The sequence below is a fragment of the Methylobacterium sp. CB376 genome (genome assembly GCF_029714205.1).
In the GTDB taxonomy this organism is placed as follows: Bacteria; Pseudomonadota; Alphaproteobacteria; order Rhizobiales; family Beijerinckiaceae; genus Methylobacterium.
Window position 1 is genome coordinate 6,403,046 of record NZ_CP121648.1, and the last position, 22,866, is coordinate 6,425,911.

A 22,866-nucleotide genomic window follows, 5' to 3' on the forward strand; every position below is an offset into this window, starting at 1 on the left:
CACCGCCCCGCCGGGGCGCTATCACACCCGCCCACCTCGCCAACCCCGACACACCAGATGCGCGCCGAGATCGAACAACTCTCGGATGCCGCCAAGCAGTCGATCGGACTGCTGAGGAGGCATCTTTGACTGGGATACCGCCGACAAGCGCCTCGCGGAGCTGAATGCCCGCTCCGAGGACCCCGACCTCTGGAACGACCCGGAGGCGGCCCAGCGGGTCATGCGCGACCGCAACGACCTCGAGGAGGCGGTCGCCTCCATCCGGCGCCTGGAGCAGGGGCTGGAGGACGCCGCCACCCTGATCGAACTCGGCGAGATGGAGGGCGACGAGGCCAGCATCCGCGAGGGCGAGGAGCAGATCCGCGCCGTCCAGGCCGAGGCGGCGCGCCGCCAGATCGAGACCCTGCTCGCCGGCGAGGCGGACGGGAACGACACCTATCTCGAAGTCCACGCGGGCGCGGGCGGCACCGAGAGCCAGGACTGGGCCAACATGCTCCAGCGCATGTACGCCCGCTGGGCCGAGCGCCGGAAGTACAAAGTCGACATCGTCGAGTGGTCCGAGGGCGAGGAGGCCGGGATCAAGGGCGCCACGCTGCTCATCAAGGGCCACAACGCCTATGGCTGGCTCAAGACCGAGTCCGGGGTGCACCGGCTGGTGCGGATCTCGCCCTACGACTCGAATGCCCGGCGCCACACCAGCTTCGCCAGCGTCTGGGTCTACCCGGTGGTGGACGACCGGATCACCATCGAGGTGAAGGAATCCGACTGCCGGATCGACACCTACCGCTCCTCCGGGGCGGGCGGACAGCACGTGAACACCACCGATTCGGCGGTGCGCATCACCCACCTGCCCACCGGCATCGTGGTGGCCTGCCAGCAGGAGCGCTCCCAGCACAAGAACCGGGCCACCGCCTGGAACATGCTGCGCGCGCGGCTCTACGAGCTGGAGCTGAAGAAGCGGGAGGAGAAGGCGAATGCCGAGGCGGCCTCCAAGACCGATATCGGCTGGGGCCACCAGATCCGCTCCTACGTGCTGCAGCCCTACCAGCTGGTGAAGGACCTGCGCACCGGGACCCAGTCGACGAGCCCGGACGACGTGCTGGACGGCGACATCGACCCCTTCATCGAGGCGTCCCTGGCCCAGCGCGTCTATGGCGGGGGCGAGGCGGTCGAGGACATCGACTGACGGGCCGGCGGGGCGCCCCGCGGCCCCCGGCCGCGCGGCGCCCCGCCCTCCGTCAGCGGATCCGCGACCATGCGCCGCCGTCGGGGCCGGCCGAGCCTCCTCCCGCGAAGGCCAGGGCGCTCGCCCGCAGGAAGCGCTGCGGGTCGACGGGCTCGCCGTCGATCCGCGTCTCGTAGTGGAGGTGCGGGGCCGTCGAGCGGCCGGTCGAGCCGACGCGGCCGATCACCTGCCCGGGCTCGACCACCTGGCCCGGCGCCACCGCGAAGGCCGAGAGGTGACCGTAGCGGGTCGCGAGCCCGTGGCCGTGGTCGATCTCCACCATGTTGCCGTAGCCGCCGGCGTACTCCGCCGACACGACGCGGCCCGCCCCGGCCGCGCGCACGGGCGCGCCGTACTCCGCCTTGAGGTCGACCCCCGTGTGCAGGGCGAGGCCCCGGGTGAAGGGATCGACCCGGTAGCCGAAGGGGCTCGACACGCCGGCATCGAGCTGGGTCGGGCGCCAGAGCGGCAGGGCCTTGACGACGCGGCGCAGCTCGTCGCGCTCGCTCATCGTGCGCTGGGCCATCATCAGCGCCGTCTCGAAGGCGCCGCTCCCCACCGGGACGAGCGGCCCGCCGATCCCGGCCGGGCGAGAGGCCGCGAAGCGGTGCGGGTCGAGGCCGAGATCGGCCACGAGGCGGCGCAGCCGCGCCGCCTCGCCCTGACTGCGCTGCAGGATCCGGTCGAGGGTGAGGCTCTGCCGGGCCGCCGCCGCGTCGAGGGCGGCTTCGAGTTCGGCGACGCGCAGCGGCAGGCTGAGGGCGCCCGGGCGCGGGGCCGGGTCCGCGGCCTCGCTGCGCAGGCCGAGGGATCCGGGCGTCGGCAGCGGCGCCGGCTTCGGCGGCGCCGCGGGGAGGGGGGCCGGGTCGTGGGCCGACACGCCCTCGCCCGCCTGCTCGGCGAGCCCGAGCAGCATCGCCTGGCGGTTCTCCAGGGCCATCTGCCGGCTCGCCAGCTCGGCGACGCGGGTCTCGACGCCGTCCTGCTCCAGGAGCTTCTGCGTCGCCACCCGGTCGAGCCGGGCGCGCAGCGCGCTCACCTTCTCCTCGTAGGCGTATTGCATGGCGCTCTGGCGCGCCATGAACTGCGCCAGCGCCGCGTCGTGGAAGACGATGAACCAGGTGGCGGCGCTGGCCCAGAGGGCGAGGAGCCCGAAGGCCGCGCCGGCGAGGACGACCGTCCGCCGCCGGATCACCCACTGGCCTGGATCGTCCGCGGCGGGACGGGGCGGCGGGCCGGGGCGGGAGCGAGGTGAGGGCATCGGGCCGTTCCGAGGACGTATCCAGGAATTGAGCCCGTTAGGGTTAAGGAAATGCCAAGGGCCGCACCCCGCGGCCCCGGATGCGCGGCGCCCGAGCGCCCAAGGTCAGCGGCCCAAGGTCAGCGGCCCTGGTCAGAGCGCCTTGGCGGCCGCCAGGACCGCCTCGGCGTGGCCCGGCACCTTCACCTTGGGCCAGACCTGGGCGACGCGGCCGTCGCGGTCGATCAGCACGGTGGTGCGCTCCACGCCCATGTACTTTCGGCCGTACATGCTCTTCTCGACCCAGACCCCGTAGGCCTCCAGCATCGCCTTCTCCTCGTCGGAGGCGAGCGGGAAAGCGAGGCCGTACTTCTCGCGGAACTTGTCGTGGCTCCTGATCGGGTCAGGCGAGACCCCGATCACCGCCGTGTCGGCGGCCGCGAACGCCTCCCGCAGATCGTTGAAGGATTTGGCCTCCAGGGTGCAGCCGCTCGTGTCGTCCTTCGGATAGAAATACAGCACGGCCTTGCGGCCCTTGAGGGAGGTGAGACTGATCGTCTCGCCGCCGGTCGCCGGAAGCGAGAAATCGGGGGCCGGTTCACCAGATTTCAGCGGCATCGTGCCTTCCTTTCGGCCGATTGATGGTGTGCCTCGTCGGACCCGGGCGGACTGCGCCCGGGACAAGACGCCGACGATGCGGGGAGCCGCAGGCCGAGGCGCCCGGTGCCCGGACGGGCCCGGGCGCGACGGATGCGGTTGCAGGATTAACCGAGGGTAACCGATGGGAGAAGATGCTGGGCGGACTTGTCCGCAGGCCGCTTCTCCGGCGACGACAGGCATGGATCAGGCTTCCTCCCCCCGCCCCGCTCCCTGTCCGGTCCGGCGATCGGCCCTGAGCCGCTGCGTCCGGGGCGTGCTGATCCTCAAGCTCGGGCTGGCGCTCCTGCTCGGGCTGGCGAGCGGCCTCGCCTATCTGCGCCTGTCGAGCGGGCCGATGAGCTTCGCGTGGCTGGAGCCGCGCCTCGGCGAGGCGATCGCCGCGCGGCTCGGCCCCGGCTGGCGGGTCGAGATGCGCGACAGCGCCGTGGAGATCGACCGCGAGGGCGCGCTGGCCCTGCGCACCACGGGCCTGGAGATCCGCAACCCGCAGGGCGCGCTCGTGGTGCGCGCGCCCCTCGCCCTGGTCAGCATCGACCTCACCTCGCTCCTCGGCCTGTCGATCCAGCCGCGCTCGGTGGAGTTCCGCGACCTGCAATTGCGGGCGGTGGTGCACCGGGACGGCTCGATCGCCGCCTCGGCGGACCCGTCGAACGCCGCCCCGCCGACGCCCCCGGTGGTCGAGGCGGCCCGCGGCAGCGTCTCCCCGCTCTCGGCCACGGTCGCATCGATCCTCGGCCTGGTCCTCGATCCGGGCGGGGTGATCGGCAGCCTCGACCGGGCCCGGCTCACCAACGCGCGCCTGACCCTGACGGACGATGCCGGCGTGGAGCGCGCCGTCTTTCCCCGGGTCGACGGGCTGTTCAGCCGCGACGCGGTGCGCGAGGCCCGCGTCTTCGAGATGCGGATCATGGGCCCGCACGGGCCCTGGCGCTTCGGCGGCGACGTCGAGCAGGCGGCCGGAGACCTGCGGCGGGGCGTCCTCACCCTCGACGACCTGCCGGCCACCGACCTGCTGCTCCTCTCCGGGCAGTCCCGGCTGCCCGTCACCACCGACGTGAAGCTCTCCGGGCGCGCCACGGTGGCGATGCACGGGGCGCGGCTCGACACGATGACCCTCGGCCTGCGGTCGAGCGAGGGCACCGTCCTGATCGAGGAGAAGGACTTCAACCCGGTGACGGTCGAGGCCGTCACGGTCGAGGCGACCTGGGACGAGGCGCGCCGCGCCCTCAGCCTCACCTCCCTCGACTATCGCGGCGCCGGCAACGCGGTCCGGCTCTCGGGCGAGTGGGTCGCCGGGGCCGAGGGGGCGGAGACGGCCTGGACCGCCACCCTCTCGGGGCGCGACGCGGTGCTGCGGGGCGCCGTCGAGAGCGACGCGCCGGTGCGGATCGACAGCCTCGAAGCCAAGCTCGCCGGCCGCGACGAGGGCGTCGTCATCGAGCGCTTCGCCCTGACCGGGCCGACCGCGAGCGGCACGATCGCGGGCACGCTCGGCACCCGCGCGGACGAGGGCGGCCTCACCCTGCACATCCTGGTCGACCGGGCCGAGGGCCGCACCGCCCTGCGGCTCTGGCCCGAGCACATCGCGCCGCCGATCCGCAGCTACCTCGTCGACAACCTGCACGCCGGCAAGGTCGACAGCCTCGACATCACCGTCGACATGACGCGCGAGGAATTCGCCGCCGCGACGAGGGGCGACCCGATGCCCGACCAGGCGGTGCGGATCGCCTTCGCGGTGAGCGAGGGCAACCTGCAGATCTCGCCCGAGGCGCCGCCGCTCAGCCGCGGCCGGGTCGCCGGGCTGGTCACCGGGCGCAACACCACGATCCGGGGCGCCACCGCGGAGATCCGCGTGGCGGACGGGCGGGTGCTCGCCATCCAGGACGGCTCCTTCGTCATCAAGGACGCGGTGCCGCACGACGTGAAGGCGCAGATCGGGCTGCGCCTCAGCGGCGGCACCGACGCGCTCGCGGCGCTGCTTCAGGCAAAGCTCTTCCGGGGGCTCACCACCACCGAGATCGACCCCGCCGCGACCCGCGGCCAGGCGGATCTGCGGATCGACTTCCCCCTGAGCCTGGAGGCGGTGCCCGACATCGCGGACCTGCCGGTGACGATGACCGGCAGCCTCGCGGAGGTCTCGGTGGACCGGATCGTCGGCAAGGACCGGCTGGAGAACGGCCGCTTCGCCGTCACCTACGACCGCACCGGCTTCTCGCTCAAGGGCGAGGGCAAGCTCTCGGGCGCGCCGATGAGCGTCGACCTGCGCCAGCCCCGGGCGGGGGCCCCGGGCGAGGCGGTGGTGGCGCTCACCCTCGACGACGCGATGCGGGCGCGCCGCGGCCTGCCCGCTGCCCCGTCCCTCGCCGGGCCGGTGCCGGCGCGGTTCGTGGTGCCGATCGGGCGCCCAGGCCGCACCAGCACGCGGGTCGAGGCCGACCTCTCCCGGGCCTCGATCGACGGGCTGCTGCCGGGCTGGAGCAAGGCCGCGGGCAAGCCCGGCCGGCTCACCTTCGCGCTCAGCGAGGCCGGGAGCGGCTCCGAATTGCGCGACATCGTGCTCGAATCCGGCAGCGTGTCGGTGAAGGGCAGCGCGGTGGTCTCGGCCGAGGGCGGACTCGAACGGGCGGAGCTCACGAGCCTCAAACTCTCTCCGGGCGACGACGTGCGCGGGCAGGTCGAGCGCAGCGGCGGCGCCTACCGGGTCAACCTGAGGGGCAGCGTGGCGGATGCGCGCCCCTTCCTGCGCGCGCTCACCGGCCCGGGCAGGAAGGGCGGGGATCCCGGGAGGGCGGCAAGGACGTCGACGCGGATCTCTCCTTCGCCATCCTCACGGGCTTCAACGAGGAGGCCCTGACCAACGCCACCCTGAAGCTCTCCCTGCGGGGGGACGACCTGCGGCAGGCCCGCATCCAGGGCCGCCTGCGCGGGGCCTCGGTGCGGGTCGAGGTGGCGCGCGGGGAGCGCGCCGGCCCGCCGATCCTGAGCGCGGACTCGACCGATGCGGGGGCGGTGCTGCGCTTCCTCGACATCTACCGCCGCATGCAGGGCGGGCGGCTGTCCCTGCAGAGCACCCTGAACGACGGGCCGCAATCGGGCGCCCTGCAGATCCGCTCCTTCACCCTGCGCGACGAGCCGGCCCTGGGCCGGATCATGGCGCAGGGCGAGCCGCCCGAGGAGGGCGTGCGCGGGACGGGGCAGCGGCGGCCGGTGAACGATGTCGGCTTCGACAGGCTGACCGCCGAGTTCGTGCGCAGCGGCACGCGGATCGACATCGCGGACGCGGCGATCTCGGGCCCGGCGATGGGCTTCACCCTCGGCGGCTCCCTCGACACGGGCCGCAACACCACCGACATCCGCGGCACCTTCGTGCCGCTCTACGGGCTGAACAACGTCTTCTCGCAGGTGCCGATCGTGGGCCCGCTGCTCGGCGGCGGCCACAATGAGGGGCTGTTCGGCATCAACTTCTCGGTGACGGGGCCGATGAGCGCGCCGAACGTGGCGGTCAACCCGCTCTCGGCGATCGCCCCGGGCTTCCTGCGCAAGCTGTTCGGCGCCGGCGGCGGCGATCCCTCCGCCGCGGCCGCGCCGCGGCCTGAGCGCTGAGCCGCGGCCACGCCGAGGCCTGAGCGCTGAGCTGCGGCCCCCTCGCTATCCCGGTCGCGCCGCTCCGCCGAGGAGGCTTCGCGCGAGGGGGCCTCGCGCTCCTTCGTGACGCGCTTGGGCGCGATCGGGTCGCTCGCCGGGAAGGTCTCCTCGACCGCCTCGTCGAGGAGCTGGTCCTGGCGCGCCTCGCGGTCCTCGCCGGGCCGGCTCGGGGCGGGCGCCGCCTCGGCGGCGCGGTCGGCGAGGGACCGGCCGCCGTCCCCCGGTCCGGGCCGGTCATCCCGGCTCGACGTCGAGGGTGGGGACGTCGAGGGTGGGGACGTCGAGGGTGGGGTCTTGGGAGCCTCCGTCCGCCACTCCGGCCCAAAGTCAGGGCCGGCCGATCGTTCGCCGGGTGGCGAGGGCCGCCCCGCGAGGCTGCGTGCGCGCCCGCACCGCCGCCCGGGAGGAGCCGCCATACTCAGGATCCATCGACGGCGCCGACGCCGCCGATGAGATCCAGCCGGCGGGGCGCTCGACCAGCACCGCCTCTTCATCCGGGAGACCGTGCCATGATCAGGAAGACCCTCGCCGCCGCCGTCGCCGCCCTGACGCTGGCGGGCGCCGTCACCACCACGACCTCCTCGGCCCAGGCCGGCTGGCGCGGCGCGGCCATCGCGGCCGGCGTGCTCGGCGTCGCGGCCGGCGCCATCGCCTCGCAGGCCCGCCCGGCCTACGCGGTCCCGGTCTACGGCGAGCCGGCCTACCCGTATGGCGGCTGCGGCTACGAGCGCCGGCCGGTCTTCGACGAGAACGGCTACCAGGTCGGCTGGCGCCGCGTCCCGGTGTGCTGAGGGCCCGCACCCGCTCCAGCTCCCCCACCGGTCACCGCCCGCCTCCCGCCCGGGGGGCGGGCCGTCCGCGTCACGGGCCCGGCGGCGCGGACAGCGCCGCCAGCGCGGCGTCCCGGGCCGCGCGGTCGGGCAGGGCCTCGAACACGCCGCGCCGGGCGACCACGCAGGCCGCGCAGGCCGCCGCGTGGCGCAGGCAGGCGGCGAGCGGATGCCCCTCGGCGAGGCTGACGGCGAGCCCCGCCGTGAAGGCGTCGCCGGCCCCGATCGTGTCGAGGGCCGCGACCGGCAGGGCGGGCTGGACCAGGAGCGGCTCCCCCGCCGCCCGGGCGATCGCCCCGCCGCGGCCGAGCGTCACCACGACGAGGCGCGGCCCTCGGTCGAGGAGGGCCGCCGCCAGGTCCGCGGGCGCCGCGCCGGCGAGCCCGAGCGCCTCCCCGAGGGCCGCCGCCTCGGTGGCGTTGACGACCAGGATCCCGGTCCGGGCGAGGAGCCCGGGCGGCGGCGGGCGGAAGGGCGAGGGGTTGAGCAGGGTCTCGACCCCGGCCGCCCGCGCGCGGCGGAAGGCCTCGCTCACCGCCGCATCGCTCGTCTCGAATTGTGCGAGGACGAGGCGCGCCCGGACCAAGCGGTCGGCCACCTCCGCCACCTCCGCCGCCCCGAGCCGCGCATTGGCCCCCGGATAGACCGCGATGCAGTTCTCCCCCGCCGCGTCCACGAAGCCGATTCCCGCCCCGGTCGGCGCCTCCACCCGGCGCAGCAGGGTGTCCGGGAGGTCCGCCCTGCGCAGGGCGGCCGCCGCGAGGTCGCCGAACGCGTCGTGGCCGACCGCGATCAGCCCGTCGACCCGCGCCCCCAGCCGCCGCGCCCCGACCGCGAGGTTCAGCCCCTTGCCGCCCGGATCGAACTGGAAGGCCCTGGCCTCCAGCGTCTCCCCGGGTCGCGGAAGCCGCGCAACCGTGGCAGAACAGGCCGCGACGAAGCTGCCCAGGACGAACAGGCTCGCACCTTCCCCCATGTCGCCCCCCGCGTCGCTCACGGCGAAGCTCCCTCCCGGCCGCGCGGTCGCCGCGCCTGGCGGCAGATCACCACGTCCGGCCCGGCCTGTCATGGTGCGGCGGCCGCCCGCGCGCCGCACCGCGAGATCGCGCCCGTGATGGCCGCGGGTGCCGCCGGGCGCGGCCGCGCCGGCCCGGGGCCGGCCGCGCCCTCGCTGCCGAGCCTGCTCCAGCTGCGCGACGATACGGCGAAGCCCCTCTACCTGCAGTTGGAGGAGCAGCTGCGCGCCCTGATCGAGGACGGCACTCTCCCGGGCGGCGTCACGCTGCCGGCCGAGCGCGCCTTCGCGGAGGCGATGGGGGTGAGCCGCACCACGGTCCAGCGCTGCTACGAGGTGCTGCGCCGCGAGCGCTACGTCAGCGCCCATGGCCGGCTCGGCCACATCGTCGAGGCCGGGCGGACGCGGCTCAGCCCCGGCATGGACCGGCTCAAGGGCTTCACCGAGGAGATGCGCGAACTCGGGCGCGTGCCCTCCTCGGAGATCCTGGAGCGCGCCGTCGTGCGGGATCCGGCCCTGGCCGGCCTGTTCGCCCGCCCGCCCGAGGCGCGCTTCCTGCGGCTGGTGCGCCTGCGCAAGGGGGACGGCGTCCCGCTCTCGCGGGAGCGGGCGTGGTACGACCTCACCGCGGTCCCGCAACTGGCCGAGGCCGATCTCGGCGGCTCCGTCTACGCCCTGCTGGGCCAGCACGGGGCGGGGCTGGTGCGCTGCCGTCAGACGATCGAGGCGGCCCTGGCGGACGAGCATGCCTGCGCGCTGTTCGGCTACCCCGAGCCGCGCCCCTGCCTGCTGATCAAGCGCCACTCCTACGCCCGGGACGACCGGCTGATCGAGTACGTCGAGGGCCTGTTCCGCGGGGACGCCTACGCGTACCGGCTCGACTTGAGCGTGTGAGCGACGCCGACATCCGCATGGCGACGCAATCCGTCGGATTGCGCCATGAGGGGCGTCAGGATCGCGGCCGAACGGGCATCCCCGAGGGAGGGGCGGGAGGGACCGCCCGAGCGCTCGCGCCCGTCGGTCCCGGCTGCCACGTCGGAATGCCAGGGACGAAGCCGGACGGATCGGGCGGCCGGCCGACGCCGCGCTCAGGCCGCGGCCCGGCGCGGCGCCAGGGTCTCGGCGACCGCCTCGGGCGTCGCGAAGAGGTGGGCGGGCCGCAGCGCCGCCAGCGCGTCGGGCCGCGTGTAGCCCCAGGCGACGGCCCCGAAGGCGAGGCCGCAGGCGGCGGCGGCCTCCGCGTCGCGCAGCTCGTCACCGAGGCAGATCACCCGCTCGGGCGGCAGGCCGCCCGCGCGCACCAGGGCGCGGAAGCGGCGCGCCTTGCCGAACAGGGGGGCGCCGCAGGCGAAGGCGTCGATGCGGGCGGCGCTCTCGGGACCGAGCACCCGGCGCACCGTCGCCTCGCGGTTGGCGGTCACGACGGCGAGGCGCAGGCCCGCGGCCGCGAGGCGGGCGAGCAGGCCGGGGATGCCCGGGAACAGCCCGATCTCTTCCGCGTCCCGGGCCGCGAGGGCGCGCATGTGCCGCGCGATGAGGGGAAGCTTCCAGGCCGGGACCTCCAGGCGATGCAGGATCGCCCGGGCGCCGAGGCGGCGCAGATCCTCGACCTCGCCCGGCGCGACCCGGCGGAAGCCGTAGCGGTCGGCCACCCCGTCGAGAACGCGGCAGAACCACGGGAAGCTGTCGGCGAGCGTCCCGTCGAAATCGAGGAGGACGAGGCCGTAGGGCCCCGCCGGAGGCGGCCCCGCGCCGCGCCGGGTCACCGGCAGTAGCGGGGGAGACGTCGCTTCCAGCGCTCGCCGACCCGCAGGTCGCCCTCGCGCCGCTTCGGCCGCGGCGCGGCCTCGCCCACGGCCCGCAGGGCCGCGAGGGAGACCGGGGCGAGGGCGGGAGGGGCGGGCTCCGGAGCCGGGGCCGGGGCCGCCGGCGGCTCGTCGGGCCAGTCCTCAGGCCAGACGAAGCCGGTCTGCGCCGAACCCTTGAGAGCCGGGCCCTTGAGCGCCGGGCCCTTGGGCGCCGGCACCGCCTTCCGGGTGGCCGGACGGCCGGGGCGGCGGCGGAAGACCGGCTCCTCCTCGACCGGGGCCGGCTCCGGCTCGGGCGCCGGGGGCTCCGGCGGCGCGATCAGGCTCGGCAGGACCCGGCGGGACGGGGTCTGGGCGGAAGAGCCCTGGGCGGAGGCGGCGGTCTTCGCGGGCGCGGGCAGCGGCGCGTCGTCGAAGCGGCCCGACTGCGTCGCGGCGGCTGCCTCCTCGATGAGGCCGGTACCGGCCCAGAGGGTGTTCGCCGGAGCTTTCGGCTCCCCGGCCTCGCTCGACGCGGCCGGGGAGGTGCGGGTACGTTTGATCTCGACCGTGAACGACGGTCTCGCGCGATAGCGCGTCATCGAATGTCCTGAAGCGGTCTGTTCGGGATAGGGCCCGCCGCATGCTGCGCGGACGCCTGCCCCTCACTTAGGATGAGACGCCTCACTTGTCCATGCGGGGAGTTGATAAAGTGTCAATGGATGAGATCTGGGGCGCAAACGCGCCGTCAACGGCGCGCGATCCGGCCGGCGCGGCAAGTTCAGGGAAGATCCTCCGGCGGCCCGTCGGCGGCCGCGGCCAATGCGCGGGCGGCCGGGCGTGAACATCTTCGTGCTCACCGGGGCCGGCATCTCGGCCGAGAGCGGCCTCGGCACCTTCCGCGACCGGGGCGGGCTGTGGCACCGGTTCGATCCGGCCCGGCTCGCGACGCCGGAAGCCTTCGCGGCCGATCCCGAGGAGGTCCACGCCTTCTACAACCTGCGGCGGCGCGGCGTGCGCGAGGCCGCCCCGAACGCCGCGCACCAGGCGCTGGCGCGGCTCGAGGCGGGCCTCGCCGCGCGGGGCGGGCGGCTCTTCCTGTGCACGCAGAACGTGGACGATTTGCACGAGCGCGGCGGCGCGCGGGCGGTGGTGCACATGCACGGCGAGATCCTGCGCGCGCGCTGCCTCGCCTGCGGGGCCGAGGCGCGCTGGGAGGAGGATCTGACGGTGGACACGCCCTGCCCATCCTGCGGGCGGGGCGGCGGGATGCGCCCGGCCGTGGTCTGGTTCGGCGAGGTCCCGCTCCACCTCGACGCCGTCGAGGAGGGGCTGGCGGCCGCCGACCGCTTCGTGGCGATCGGCACCTCGGGGGCGGTCTACCCGGCGGCGGGATTCGTGGCGCGGGCGCGCCGGCGCGGCATCCCGACCCACGAGATCAACCTCGAACCCTCCGACACGGCCCGCACCTTCGACAGCGCCGCCTACGGCCCGGCCACCGAGGCCGTGCCGGCCTTCGTCGCCTCGGTGCTGGGCGGGGAGGGCTGACCGGGCCGGCGGGGCCGCCTCACGGCGCGTAGGCGCTCGCGGCGGTGGGCAGGCCCTGGCCGGCCGGGCGGGACGGGGAGAGGAGCCGCAGGCGCGGCGCCGCCCAGGCGCCCGCGAGTTCGTAGAGCGCGGGCCTCGCGTCGCCGCCGCGCAGGACGTCGCGGGCGCTCGGCTCCACCTGGGCGGCGAGGCGCCGCTCGGCGAGGCCGATCTGCCCGCGCAGGGCGAGCGCCGAGAGCGCGGTGCGCACCTGCCCCTGCGCGATCTCGCCGAGCCCGCCGGTCACGCCGAGCGTCACCTGGGCGCGCTCGAAGGGCAGGCGGCCGCCCCGGCGCAGGACGGGATCGACGCCCGGCGCCTCGGCGAGGCTCAGCCCCGCGATCTCCCCGTCCTCCACCGTGACGGCGACCCGCCCGCCGAGGCGGCGGGTCATCGCCGCGAGGTCGCCGCCCGTCGCGTCGAGGGCGAGGCTGCCCTGCACCCGGCCGCCGAAGCCGCGGCCGAGGCCGAGATCCGCCAGCAGGGGGCCGATCTCGACCCGGTCGAGGTTGCCCTGGAGCTTGACTTCGAGCCCGCCCGCCCCGGCATCGAGCAGCACGGCCCGGCCCTTGACGGTGCCGCCCTGCAGGGTGGCGCGCCCGAGGCTCGCCTCCACCGCCCCGGCCCGCACGAGCAGGCCCGCCGCCACGTCCTCCGCCTCGACGGGGCCGAGCCGCGCCGCCGCCGCCGAGAGCCGCAGGTCGAGGTCGCCCTCGGTCCAGCGCGCCAGGGCGAAGAGCGCCTCCGCCCCGATCCCGGATGGAAGGCCCGGGAGATCGAGCCGCTCGGCCGCGAGCGTGCCCGAGAGGGCGAGGCGGCCGTCCGGCCCCAGGGAGGCCGCGCCCGCCCCGTCGAAGGCGCTGCCCGCCAGGACGAGGTGCAGGGCCGGCATCGCCACCTCGCCCGGGCGGGCCTCGACGCGGCCCTCCAGGCTGACGCGGCCGAGGAGGGGGGAGAGGGGCGCGCGGCAGCCGAGCCACCCCAGCACCTCCGGCAGGGCGTCGGTCGAGAACCGGCCCTCGCCGGTGAGCGCCGGCCCCTCCTGCCACCTGCCCGTCCCGTCGAGGTCGAGGCTGCCCGAGGGCCAGGCCAGGGCGGCCCGGAGCGGGCTCGCGCCCCCCCGGGCGAGGTCGAGGGGCCGGGCGGCGGCCAGCGCCACCGTGGTCGGCACGCCGCGCCACGCGAAGCGGCCGGTGAGGTCGAGCCCGGCGCCGGCCCGCGGCCAGCTCGCCGAGAGGGTGACGTCGCTGAGGCGGTCCGGGCCGGTCTCGCCCGCCGCGATCCGGCCCCCGCTGAGGGAGAGCCGGCGCAGGGGCCTCGCGCCCGCGGCGAGGCGCGCGGTCAGCCGGGCGAAGGGCGCGGCCCAGCGGTCGTCCGCGTCGGGCAGGATGAGGCGGGCGCCCGTGAGCGTCACCGCCGCCGCCTCCGCCTGCCCGATGAGCAGGCCGCCGAGGCCGAGCTGCATGTCGAGGCTGGAGGTCTCGGCCAGGAGCCGCTCGCCGTTGCGCAGCCGCACGCCCCGGAAGGTCAGGCGCGGCGCCGGCAGCAGGGCGAGGCTGGTCGGCCCGTCCGCCTCGAAGCCGAGCCCGTAGGCGCGGGCGAGGTGGCGGCCCACGAAGGCGACGGCCGGCGGCGTCGCCACGGTCCAGGATTGGCAGGCCGCGACGGCGAGCGCCACCGCGCAGGCACCGCCGGAGAGGACCAGGATGGATCGGCGCGACATCGCTCCCCGGCTGATGGTGTGACCCGACACGTGCCCTGCACGGCCGGCCGCCCGCGGGCAGCCGGCGCGCGCGCCAACCCTCTCTTCTCCCATAGACCCTCGCGCCGGGTTTGTCTTCAGCCGGGGCGCGGCCCGTCCCCTGCCGGCCGGGGGCATGCCACCGGCGGCCCGCGGCCCGCGGCGCGCGGCTTGCCAAGCGGGGTGCCCGCGTCGCAGGGCGGGCCACCGGGAGCGTGCCGGTTTTCGCGCGCGCCCCCGTGACCGTGCGCCCGTTCGGTGCTTAAGAAGGAACCCGCCCCCCGCGGGGGGCGAGGGCGGCAGCCCGCCTCATGCGGGAGGCGGGGGCGGCAGGCGCGGGATCCGCGAAGATCCGGCGCAGGAGAGGGATGGAGATGAAGAAGGTATATCCCGACGCCACGGCGGCCCTGGCGGGCCTGATGCGGGACGGCATGACGATCATGGCCGGCGGTTTCGGCCTGTGCGGCATCCCGGACGTTCTGATCGACGCGGTGCGCGAGAGCGGCGCCAAGGACCTCACGGTCATCTCGAACAACGCGGGCATCGACGGTGTCGGCCTCGGCGTCCTGCTCGAGACGCGCCAGATCCGGAAGATGATCTCGTCCTACGTCGGCGAGAACAAGACCTTCGCGACGCAGTACCTCGCGGGCGAGCTCGAGATCGAGTTCAACCCGCAGGGCACGCTCGCCGAGCGCATCCGGGCCGGTGGGGCGGGCATCCCGGCCTTCTTCACCAAGACCGGCGTCGGCACCCTGATCGCCGAGGGCAAGGAGGTGCGCGAGTTCGACGGCGAGCACTACGTGATGGAGCGCGGGCTCTTCGCCGACATCTCGCTCGTCCACGCCTGGAAGGGCGATACCGAGGGCAACCTCGTCTATCGGAAGACCGCCCGCAACTTCAACCCGATGATGGCGACGGCCTCGCGCATGACGGTGGCGCAGGTCGAGCACCTCGTGCAGCCGGGCGAGATCGACCCCGACCACATCGTGACGCCGGGCGTGTTCGTGAAGCGGATGATCCACCTGCAGAACCCGCAGAAGCGCATCGAGCAGCACACCACCCGCAAGCGCCCCGAGGCCGCCGCGACCGGCGGCGGCGCGATCTAGGATCAGGAGGATTCCCATGGCCTGGACCCGCGACCAGATGGCGGCCCGCGCTGCCCGCGAATTGCAGGACGGTTTCTACGTCAACCTCGGCATCGGCATCCCGACCCTGGTGTCGAACTACATCCCCGAGGGCATGTCGGTGCAGCTCCAGTCGGAGAACGGCATGCTCGGCATGGGCCCCTTCCCGTACGAGGGCGAGGAGGACCCGGACCTGATCAACGCCGGCAAGCAGACCATCACGGAGCTGCCGACCACGAGCTACTTCTCGTCGTCGGATTCCTTCGCGATGATCCGCGGCGGGCACATCGACCTGTCGATCCTGGGCGCCATGCAGGTGGCCGAGAACGGCGACCTCGCCAACTGGATGATCCCCGGCAAGATGGTGAAGGGGATGGGCGGCGCCATGGACCTCGTGGCGGGCGTCAAGAAGGTCGTGGTGGTGATGGAGCACGTCGCCAAGGCCAAGGACGGCGCGGAGAGCCCGAAGCTCCTGAAGGCCTGCGACCTGCCGCTGACCGGCACGCAGGTGGTCGACATGGTGATCACCGATCTCGGCGTCTTCACCATCGACAAGAAGGGCGGCGGCGGCATGAGCCTGATCGAGCTCGCCGACGGCGTCACCGAGGAGGAGGTGCGCGCCAAGACCGAGGGCCGCTACCGGGTGGCGCTCCGCAACACCTAAGCATCATCCGCCGAAGTGGTCACCAGTTCGGCGGCAAAAATGATGCGAAAACAAGAGTCTAAGCAGAATTGCATGGCGCAGTTCTGCTTAGAGCATTGTCCGGCGAAGGGGATGCCGGTTCGTCGAAGACAATGCGGCAAAATCAAAGACCGAGAGCAGGGTTCCGTTGCAGCTTGATCGAACCCTGCTCTAGGCGGAACGGCAGGCGGCGATCCTGCTTGATCTTTTGCCTTCGCATCGGCTTTCGCTGACGCGGTCCTTCGGTTCGCCGCCGAAAAGGTGACCGCTCCGGCGCATGATGCTCGGGCGCCCGCGGCGGCCGGCCCCCTCGCTCCGGGGCCGTCCGGCGTGCAGGGCGGGGCGCGGGCCACGCAAGGCGCGCTTGGACCGGGTCAGGACCCGGCATGCGCGAAGCCGAACCGGGCGATGGGCCGGGCCCTGCCCGACCCTGCCCGGGGGCAGCCGATGTCCCGGCGGCCCCCGACCCCCGTGGGACGCCGATCCGGGCTGCGCCCGGCTCGCTCCTCCGGAGACGGCTCCCCTGCTAGGAGGGGTCCTCCCGCCCGGACCCGGCGCAGAACCGGGCCGCGCCCCGCCCGAGGACACGCCTCCCGTGAACGCCCCTGTCGCGCCGGCCCCGATCGCGGCCGATCGCCCGGATTCCCCCGCCGCGTGGCGGCGCCTCGCCGTCGCGGTGCTGCTCACCACGATCGGCGGCGTCGGCATGTGGTCCGTCGTGGTGGTGCTCCCCGCCGTGCAGGCGGAATTCGGCATCGACCGGGCCGCGGCCTCGCTGCCCTACACGCTCACGATGCTCGGCTTCGCCCTCGGCGGGGTCGCGATGGGGCGGCTCGCCGACCGCTTCGGCATCGCGGCGCCGCTCCTCCTCGGCAGCCTCACCCTCGCGGCGGGCTACGGCGCCACCGCGCTCGCCGGCAGCCTCTGGCCCTTCGCCCTGGCGCAGGGGCTCCTCATCGGGGTCGGCAGTTCCTGCGCCTTCGCGCCGCTGATGGCCGACACCTCCCTGTGGTTCGCCCGCCGGCGCGGCATCGCGGTCTCGATCTGCGCCGCCGGCAACTACCTCGCCGGCACGGTCTGGCCGCCCCTCGTGCAGCACGCCGTCGCGGAGGTCGGCTGGCGCGCGACACAGGCGGGGCTCGGCCTCGCCTGCCTCGTCACCATGCTGCCGCTCGCCCTGATGATGCGCCGCAGGCCCCCGTCGCAGGCCGGGACCGGGGCGGCCCGCGGCGGCCCCGCCGGCGGCCACGCGGTCGGGATCCGGCCCGGCCTCCTGCAGGGCCTGCTCGCCCTCTCGGGCCTGTCCTGCTGCGTCGCCATGGCGATGCCCCAGGTCCACATCGTCGCCTATTGCGGCGACCTCGGCTACGGCGTCGCCCGCGGGGCCGAGATGCTCTCGCTCATGCTCGCCTGCGGCATCGTCAGCCGCCTCGCCTCCGGCCTCCTCGCCGACCGGATCGGCGGCGTCGCCACGCTGCTCCTCGGCGCGGTGCTGCAGGGCGCGGCCCTCGCCCTCTACCTCGTCTTCGACGGCCTGACCTCGCTCTACGTGGTCTCGGCCCTGTTCGGCCTGTTCCAGGGCGGCATCGTGCCGGCCTACGCCATCATCGTGCGCGAACTCTTCCCGCCCGCGGAGGCGGGGGCGCGGGTCGGGATCGTGATCATGGCGACGCTCGTCGGCATGGCGCTCGGCGGCTGGCTCTCCGGCGTGATCTTCGACCTCACCGGCACCTACGCGGCGGCCTTCGCGCACGGCCTGCTGTGGAACCTCGTCACGGTCGCGATCGGCCTCTGGCTGGTGCAGCGGCGGGCCGCGCGCGGCCGCCTCGCCCCCGCCTGAGCCGCCCGCCCGCGCGGCCGCCCCGCCCCTGCGCGGCCCCGCCCTTGCGCGGGCGCAAGGACGGTCTTGCGCCGGGGCCCGTTCCCAAAGCCCCGCCGCGCCCCCATCCTGACGGCCATGACGCCTCGCCCCGCCTCCGCCCTCGCCCTCGGCCTCGACACGTTCGGCGACGTGACCGCCGCCCCGGACGGGAGCCTCCTGCCGCATGCCCGGGTCATCCGCGACGTCGTCGAGGAGGCGGCGCTCGCCGACGAGGTGGGCCTCGACTTCTTCGGCATCGGCGAGCACCACCGGGCCGATTTCGCCGTCTCCTCCCCGGAGATCCTGCTCGCCGCGATCGCGGCGCGCACGCGGCGGATCCGCCTCGGCTCGGCCGTGACGGTGCTCAGCTCGGACGATCCCGTGCGGGTGTTCCAGCGCTTCGCGACGCTCCAGGCCGTCTCGGACGGGCGCGCCGAGGTGATCCTGGGGCGGGGCTCCTTCACCGAGTCCTTCCCGCTCTTCGGCTACGCCCTCGACCAGTACGAGACGCTGTTCGAGGAGAAGCTCGACCTCTTCGCGGCCCTGCTCAAGGGCGGGGCGGTGACGTGGCGGGGGACGACCCGGGCGGCGCTGAGCGGGCAGCGCGTCTTCCCGACGCTGGAGGCGCCGCTCACCGCCTGGATCGGCGTCGGGGGCAGCCCCGAATCGGTGGTGCGCGCCGCCCGCCACGACATGCCGCTCATGCTCGCCATCATCGGCGGGGATCCGGCCCGCTTCCGGCCCTACGTGGACCTCTCGCACCGGGCCTACGCCCAGCTCGGCCGGCCCGTGCGGCCGATCGGCGTCCACTCGCCGGGCTACGTGGCCGAGACCGACGCGCAGGCCCGCGAGGAGGTCTTCCCCGACTACAAGCGCATGCGCGACCGCATCGGCGCCGAGCGCGGCTGGCCGCCCCTGACCCGGGACGAGTTCGAGCGCGAGGCCGATCACGGCTCGCTCTACGTCGGCGGTCCCGAGACGGTCGCCCGCAAGATCGCCACCACGGCGCGCGCGCTCGGCCTGTCGCGCTTCCAGCTCAAGTACAGCGCCGGCCCGCTCGCGCATGACCGGCTGATGCGCTGCATCGACCTCTACGGGCGCCGCGTCGCGCCGCTCGTGCGCGCCATGCTGGCCTGATCCGCTGTCCGGACGATCGCGTCCGGAAACCCGCGCGGCGCCTGAGCGACGCCGACATCCGCATGGCGACGCGATCCGTCGGATGTCGTATGCCACGCCCGCGCGGCGCTCGAGCGAGGCCGAAATCCGCATTGCCGGAATTGGAGATGGCGACGCAGTCCGTCGGATGTCGGATGACGCGCGGCTTCGCGGGCGCGCCCCGGGCGCGCTCACGCCCTCGGGGTCGAGGTCCGCAGCAGCACCGCGACCGGGGCGAGGCCCACCGCCACGATGAGGAGCGCCGCCACGGCCCCGTCCTCGTAGGTGCCCCGCGCCGCCTCGCCGTACAGGTGGGTGGCGAGGGTCTCGACGTTGAGCGGGCGCAACAGCAGGGTCGCGGGCAGTTCCTTGACGCAATCCACGAAGACCAGGAGGGCGCCGCCGAGCACCGCCGGCCAGGTCAGCGGCAGGTAGACCTGCGCCAGCACCCCGGCCGCGCCCCGCCCGAGCACGCGCCCGGCATCGCCGAGCGAGCGCGGCACCCGGGCGAGCCCCGCCTCGCCGGTGCCGACCGTGATCGCCAGGAAGCGCACCAGGTAGGCGTAGATCAGGGCGACGCCGGTGCCGAGCCCGACGAGCCCGAGCCCCGCGCCGGTGAGCGCCCGGCTCGCCCCGTCGAGGGCGGCGTCGAGGCCGGCGAGGGGCGGCATCAGCCCGATCGCCAGGATCGCCCCCGGCACGGCGTAGCCGAGGGTGGCGCCGCGCACCAGCGCCACCCGCCAGGTCAGCGCCCGCCCGAAGAGCCGCGGCCCCGCCGCGACGAGGAGCCCGAGCCCGGTGGCGACCAGCGTCGCCAGCCCCGCGTAGAGGAGCGTGTGGAGGGTCTCGGCGAGGATCTGCGGGGAGACGCCCGCGCCGTGCAGGCGCCGCGCCGCCTGGACGGCGACGTGGCCGGCCGGCGCCAGGAACCCGACCGTCACCGGCACGAGGCCGAGGCCGAAGGCCGCGAGGGCCGCGGTCCCGGAGAGGCGGCGGCGGCCCATGCGCCGGGGCCGCTGCGCCGCCGCCGCGTAGCCGCGCCGCCGCCGCGCCCAGCGCTCCACCGCGATCACGGCGAGCACGAGGAGGAGCATCACGAGCGCGATCGCGGCCGCGCCGGGCAGGTCCGAGCGGTTCACCCAGGTCGCGTAGATCGAGACCGTGAGGGTGCGGACGCCGAGGAATTCCGCCGCCCCGATGTCGTTGAGGGCCTCCAGCAGGGCGAGGCTGGTCCCCAGGGCGATGGCGGGCCGGGCGAGGGGCAGCGCCACCCGGCGGAAGACCGCCGCCGGGCCGAGCCCGAGGCTGCGCCCGGCCTCGACGAGGCTCGCCGACTGCATCAGGAACAGCGCCCGCGTCGGCAGGTAGACGTAGGGGTAGAGCACGAAGCCGAGGAGCAGGACGCAGCCCGGCAGCGAGCGGATGTCGGGCAGCATCAGGTCGCGCGGGCGCGCGACCCCGAGCATCGCCCGGATCGCGCTCGGCACCGGGCCGATCGGGTGCATCAGGTCGAGATAGGCGTAGGCCACGATGTAGGTGGGCATCGCGAGCGGCAGCAGCAGCGCCCAGTCGAGGATCCGCCGGCCGGGGAAGTCGTGGGCCGCGACGAGCCACGCCGCCCCGGTGCCGATGGCGATCACCAGGAGCCCGACCCCCGCCAGGAGCAGCACCGTGTCGCGCACCGCCTGCGGCAGCACGTAGGCGAGGAGGTGGGGCCAGAGCCCGCCCGAGCCCTGGAGCGCCTCCGCGGCGAGGGCCGCGAGCGGCGCCAGAACCAGGAGCGCCGTCGCGCCCGCGGCGAGCGTCCAGGGCAGGAGCCCGGACGGGGAGGCGGGGGCCGTCCGCCCCGCCCCGCGCCGCAGGGCGGGCAGGCCCTTCGCCAGCCCCCGCGTCAGGCCCCGCGTCAGGCCGCTAGCGGTCGAAGCCGACACGGTCGACGAGGAGGCTGGCGGCCTTGCGGTTGCGGGCGATCTCGGCGAGCGGGATCGTGTCGACCTTGAGGGCGCCGAGAGTCGCGAGCAGCGGGTCGGCGGCGACGCCGGGCTTCACCGGGTACTCGTAATCCGCCTTGGCGTAGAGGGCCTGCGCCTCGTCCGAGACCAGGAATTCGAGCAGCTTGACCGCGTTCCCGGGGTTCGGGGCGCTCTTGGCCACCACCGCGCCCGAGACGTTCACGTGCGTGCCCCCGCCCGCGAAGACCGGCAGCGCCACCTTGATGCCGTCGCCCCAGAGCTTCTGCTCCGGGCCGCCCCGGCCGCTGCGCATCAGGCCGACGTAGTAGGAATTGCCGAGGCCGATCTCGCAGAGATCCGCCACGATGTCGCGCGCCACGTCGCGATCGCCGCCGCCGGGCTTGCGGGCGAGGTTGGCCTTGAGGCCCTTGAGCCAGGCCTCCGCCTTCTCCTCGCCGTGATGGGCGATGTAGGCGGCGATCAGCGCCGTGTTGTAGGGGTGCTGGCCCGCCCGCAGGCAGACCTGCCCCTTCCACTTCGGATCGGCGAGATCCTCGTAGGTGACGCCGTCGAGCCCCCTGGTGTCCGGGTCGGCGTAGAGGACCCGCGCCCGGGTCGAGAGCGCGAACCAGCGCCCCTCCGGATCGCGCAGGTTGGCCGGGATCGCGGCCTCCAGCACCGGCGAGCGGACCGGCTGGGCGAGGCCGCGGTCGACGACCTCGATCAGGTTGCCGATATCGACCGTCATCACGAGGTCCGCGGCGGAGCGGGCGCCCTCGGCGGCGACGCGCTCCGTCAGGCCCTTGTCCACGAACACCGTGTTGACCTTGATGCCGCTCTTGGCCGTGAAGGCGTCGAGGAGGGGGCGGATCAGCCCCGGCTCGCGGGTCGTGTAGAGGTTCACCTCGCCCTCCGCCCGCGCGGCGGCGGGCTGCCCCAGGAGGGCGGCGCCGAGCGACGCCAGGACGACGAGCGGACGGATCGACAGGACCGGCACGGATCAACCTCCCCGAATGATTGCTCCGTAGAGAAACAGAACAGAGGAAAATGCAAGCGCGATAGTTTTGACTTGTTTTAATGTGAAACTTCGCACCGTCGGGCGCAGGTGCAACGTCAGTTGTCGATCATCATCGGACGCGTGCGGGTGGGCCGGGCGCGAAGGCCAGCCCTCATCCCGCCCCGGCCTCCTCGTCCGGCAGGACCAGCACCGCCTCCTCGTGCAGCGCGAGGCCGACCGCGTCGCCCGGGCCGTAGGGCTCCGCCCCGTAGGGCTCGGCCCCGGGCAGCCGCACCCGCAGCGGCTCGGCGAGGCCCGCCACCGCGAGGTGGAGCAGGGCGGAGGCGCCGAGGAAGACCCGGCGCACCACCTGGGCGGGCAGGCCGGTCCCGGGCGGGCCGACCCGCAGGGCCTCGGGCCGCAGGCAGACCCGCGCGGCGGCCCCGTCCGGGAGCCCGGGGGCGGGGAGGCGGCCGAGCGGCGTCTCGGCGGCCCCGGCGCGGATGCGCACCGGGATCTCGGTCGCGTCCGCCAGGAAACGGGCGGCGAACAGGCTCGCCGGGCGCCGGTAGAGCGCCTCGCCGGTGGCGACCTGGACGACGCGCCCGGCCCGCATCAGGGCGATGCGGCTCGCCACCGCCAGCGCCTCCTCGGGATCGTGCGTGACCAGCAGCGCCGTGGTGCCGGTGCGGCGCAGGAGCGCGACCGTGTCCTCCCGCACCCGGTCGCGCATGCGCCGGTCGAGGTTGGAGAAGGGCTCGTCGAGGAGGAGGAGCCGCGGCCCCGGCGCCAGCGCCCGCACCAGCGCCACCCGCTGCTGCTCGCCCCCCGAGAGGGTCTGCGGGTAGCTCTCCGCCCGCGCGCTCAGGCCGACCTGCTCCAGGAGCGAATCGGCCACCGCCCGGGCGGCGGCCGGGCGGCCGGCGAGGCCGAAGCGGATGTTCTCCGCCACCGTGAGGTGGGGGAACAGCGCGTAGTCCTGAAACATCAGCCCGACCCCGCGGGCCTCCGGCGGCACCGCGACGCCCGGCCCCGCCACCAAGCGCCCGTCGAGGAGGATCCGGCCCCGCGAGGGCGCCTCCAGCCCCGCCACGATGCGCAGGAGCGTGCTCTTCCCGCAGCCCGAATCGCCGAGCAGCGCCATCACCTCGCCGGGGCGCACGTCGAGGGAGACGCCGTCCAGGGCCTGCACCCGCCCGAACCGGCAGGCGATGTCCTCCGCCGCGAGGGCCGGGGGGCCGGGCGGATGCGCGGGCCGGTGTCGGGCATCGGGGGAGGGCGCTCCGTTCTGGCACAGGCGCGGCGGCGCGGCCGGCCGCGGGGTCAATCGGGCGTTAAGCGGATCGGTCGAATTCTCCGCATCGC

General features: G+C 75.1%; 17 protein-coding genes and 1 pseudogene. 9 read left to right on the forward strand and 9 right to left on the reverse strand.

Annotated elements, in window-relative coordinates; all coding sequences use genetic code 11:
* Positions 1–57 precede the first annotated feature (57 nt).
* Positions 58–1,186, forward strand: a protein-coding gene (gene prfB, locus QA634_RS29495) for a peptide chain release factor 2 (RefSeq protein ID WP_150108745.1) whose coding sequence is annotated in 2 segments (ribosomal slippage) — positions 58–126 and positions 128–1,186 — 1,128 coding nt in all. Because the reading frame shifts where the segments join, the coding sequence is not laid out codon by codon here.
* Positions 1,187–1,238: 52 nt separating this feature from the next.
* Here prfB and QA634_RS29500 read toward each other — a convergent pair.
* Together QA634_RS29500 and QA634_RS29505 are read right to left on the reverse strand one after the other, a co-directional pair.
* Entirely contained in the window at positions 1,239–2,486 is a 1,248-nt protein-coding gene (locus tag QA634_RS29500; RefSeq protein ID WP_012335511.1) for a M23 family metallopeptidase, read from the reverse strand.
* Between the two features lie 132 nt (positions 2,487–2,618).
* Positions 2,619–3,083 (reverse strand): peroxiredoxin, encoded by a 465-nt coding sequence (locus QA634_RS29505; RefSeq protein WP_012335512.1) that lies wholly within the window; start codon positions 3,081–3,083, stop codon positions 2,619–2,621.
* Between the two features lie 220 nt (positions 3,084–3,303).
* Here QA634_RS29505 and QA634_RS29510 point away from each other — a divergent pair.
* Positions 3,304–6,728: pseudogene (locus tag QA634_RS29510) on the forward strand (hypothetical protein).
* A gap of 551 nt (positions 6,729–7,279) precedes the next feature.
* A complete protein-coding gene (locus QA634_RS29520; protein WP_012335514.1) occupies positions 7,280–7,561 on the forward strand; it encodes a hypothetical protein in 282 nt (93 codons plus the stop codon).
* Between the two features lie 70 nt (positions 7,562–7,631).
* Here the strand turns inward: QA634_RS29520 and QA634_RS29525 are convergent, their stop codons facing one another.
* The gene (locus QA634_RS29525; protein WP_012335515.1) at positions 7,632–8,597 is read right to left on the reverse strand and encodes a PfkB family carbohydrate kinase; all 966 of its coding nucleotides are present in this window, start codon (positions 8,595–8,597) and stop codon (positions 7,632–7,634) included.
* 117 nt (positions 8,598–8,714) lie between these two features.
* On the opposite strand from QA634_RS29525, the gene QA634_RS29530 reads away from it, so the two are divergent.
* The gene (locus QA634_RS29530) at positions 8,715–9,509 is read left to right on the forward strand and encodes a GntR family transcriptional regulator (protein ID WP_012335516.1); all 795 of its coding nucleotides are present in this window, start codon (positions 8,715–8,717) and stop codon (positions 9,507–9,509) included.
* A gap of 194 nt (positions 9,510–9,703) precedes the next feature.
* Here QA634_RS29530 and QA634_RS29535 read toward each other — a convergent pair whose 3' ends face one another.
* Entirely contained in the window at positions 9,704–10,381 is a 678-nt protein-coding gene (locus tag QA634_RS29535) for an HAD hydrolase-like protein (protein WP_012335517.1), read from the reverse strand.
* Entirely contained in the window at positions 10,378–11,004 is a 627-nt protein-coding gene (locus QA634_RS29540; RefSeq protein ID WP_012335518.1) for a hypothetical protein, read from the reverse strand. The genes QA634_RS29535 and QA634_RS29540 overlap by 4 nt, the downstream gene beginning before the upstream one ends.
* A 220-nt stretch (positions 11,005–11,224) precedes the next feature.
* On the opposite strand from QA634_RS29540, the gene QA634_RS29545 reads away from it, so the two are divergent.
* Positions 11,225–11,950 carry an NAD-dependent deacylase gene (locus QA634_RS29545; protein ID WP_012335519.1) on the forward strand — a complete coding sequence of 242 codons (726 nt, stop codon included), beginning with the start codon at positions 11,225–11,227 and terminating at the stop codon, positions 11,948–11,950.
* A gap of 19 nt (positions 11,951–11,969) precedes the next feature.
* Here QA634_RS29545 and QA634_RS29550 read toward each other — a convergent pair whose 3' ends face one another.
* Positions 11,970–13,712 (reverse strand): AsmA family protein, encoded by a 1,743-nt coding sequence (locus QA634_RS29550; protein WP_012335520.1) that lies wholly within the window; start codon positions 13,710–13,712, stop codon positions 11,970–11,972.
* 392 nt (positions 13,713–14,104) lie between these two features.
* Between QA634_RS29550 and QA634_RS29555 the strand changes: the two genes are divergently transcribed.
* From QA634_RS29555 to QA634_RS29570, 4 genes are all read left to right on the forward strand, one after another.
* On the forward strand, positions 14,105–14,836 hold the full coding sequence (locus QA634_RS29555) for a CoA transferase subunit A (RefSeq protein ID WP_043702748.1): 732 nt from the start codon (positions 14,105–14,107) through the stop codon (positions 14,834–14,836).
* A 16-nt stretch (positions 14,837–14,852) separates the two neighbouring features.
* Positions 14,853–15,518: a 3-oxoacid CoA-transferase subunit B gene (locus QA634_RS29560; RefSeq protein WP_012335522.1), complete on the forward strand. Its 666-nt coding sequence runs from the start codon at positions 14,853–14,855 to the stop codon at positions 15,516–15,518.
* A gap of 613 nt (positions 15,519–16,131) precedes the next feature.
* Positions 16,132–17,376, forward strand: coding sequence for an MFS transporter (locus QA634_RS29565; protein ID WP_012335523.1), 1,245 nt, complete (start codon positions 16,132–16,134; stop codon positions 17,374–17,376).
* A gap of 117 nt (positions 17,377–17,493) precedes the next feature.
* The gene (locus QA634_RS29570) at positions 17,494–18,534 is read left to right on the forward strand and encodes an LLM class flavin-dependent oxidoreductase (RefSeq protein WP_043701725.1); all 1,041 of its coding nucleotides are present in this window, start codon (positions 17,494–17,496) and stop codon (positions 18,532–18,534) included.
* 209 nt (positions 18,535–18,743) lie between these two features.
* On the opposite strand, the gene QA634_RS29575 is transcribed toward QA634_RS29570, so the two are convergent.
* The 3 genes from QA634_RS29575 to QA634_RS29585 all read right to left on the reverse strand — a co-directional run bounded on the left by QA634_RS29575 (position 18,744) and on the right by QA634_RS29585 (position 22,828).
* Positions 18,744–20,483, reverse strand: coding sequence for an ABC transporter permease (locus QA634_RS29575; protein WP_012335525.1), 1,740 nt, complete (start codon positions 20,481–20,483; stop codon positions 18,744–18,746).
* A complete protein-coding gene (locus QA634_RS29580; RefSeq protein ID WP_012335526.1) occupies positions 20,464–21,501 on the reverse strand; it encodes a Fe(3+) ABC transporter substrate-binding protein in 1,038 nt (345 codons plus the stop codon). Before QA634_RS29580 ends, QA634_RS29575 begins: the two co-directional genes overlap by 20 nt.
* A 172-nt stretch (positions 21,502–21,673) precedes the next feature.
* Positions 21,674–22,828: an ABC transporter ATP-binding protein gene (locus QA634_RS29585; protein WP_283026987.1), complete on the reverse strand. Its 1,155-nt coding sequence runs from the start codon at positions 22,826–22,828 to the stop codon at positions 21,674–21,676.
* Positions 22,829–22,866 lie beyond the last annotated feature (38 nt).

Excerpts from the sequence above, each read along its gene's own strand:
- QA634_RS29500 (WP_012335511.1), bottom strand. The coding sequence starts at position 2,486 with ATGCCCTCACCTCGCTCCCGCCCCGGCCCGCCGCCCCGTCCCGCCGCG.
- QA634_RS29505 (WP_012335512.1), bottom strand. The coding sequence starts at position 3,083 with ATGCCGCTGAAATCTGGTGAACCGGCCCCCGATTTCTCGCTTCCGGCG.
- QA634_RS29520 (WP_012335514.1), top strand. The coding sequence starts at position 7,280 with ATGATCAGGAAGACCCTCGCCGCCGCCGTCGCCGCCCTGACGCTGGCG.
- QA634_RS29530 (WP_012335516.1), top strand. The coding sequence starts at position 8,715 with ATGGCCGCGGGTGCCGCCGGGCGCGGCCGCGCCGGCCCGGGGCCGGCC.
- QA634_RS29540 (WP_012335518.1), bottom strand. The coding sequence starts at position 11,004 with ATGACGCGCTATCGCGCGAGACCGTCGTTCACGGTCGAGATCAAACGT.
- QA634_RS29545 (WP_012335519.1), top strand. The coding sequence starts at position 11,225 with ATGCGCGGGCGGCCGGGCGTGAACATCTTCGTGCTCACCGGGGCCGGC.
- QA634_RS29550 (WP_012335520.1), bottom strand. The coding sequence starts at position 13,712 with ATGTCGCGCCGATCCATCCTGGTCCTCTCCGGCGGTGCCTGCGCGGTG.
- QA634_RS29555 (WP_043702748.1), top strand. The coding sequence starts at position 14,105 with ATGAAGAAGGTATATCCCGACGCCACGGCGGCCCTGGCGGGCCTGATG.
- QA634_RS29560 (WP_012335522.1), top strand. The coding sequence starts at position 14,853 with ATGGCCTGGACCCGCGACCAGATGGCGGCCCGCGCTGCCCGCGAATTG.
- QA634_RS29570 (WP_043701725.1), top strand. The coding sequence starts at position 17,494 with ATGACGCCTCGCCCCGCCTCCGCCCTCGCCCTCGGCCTCGACACGTTC.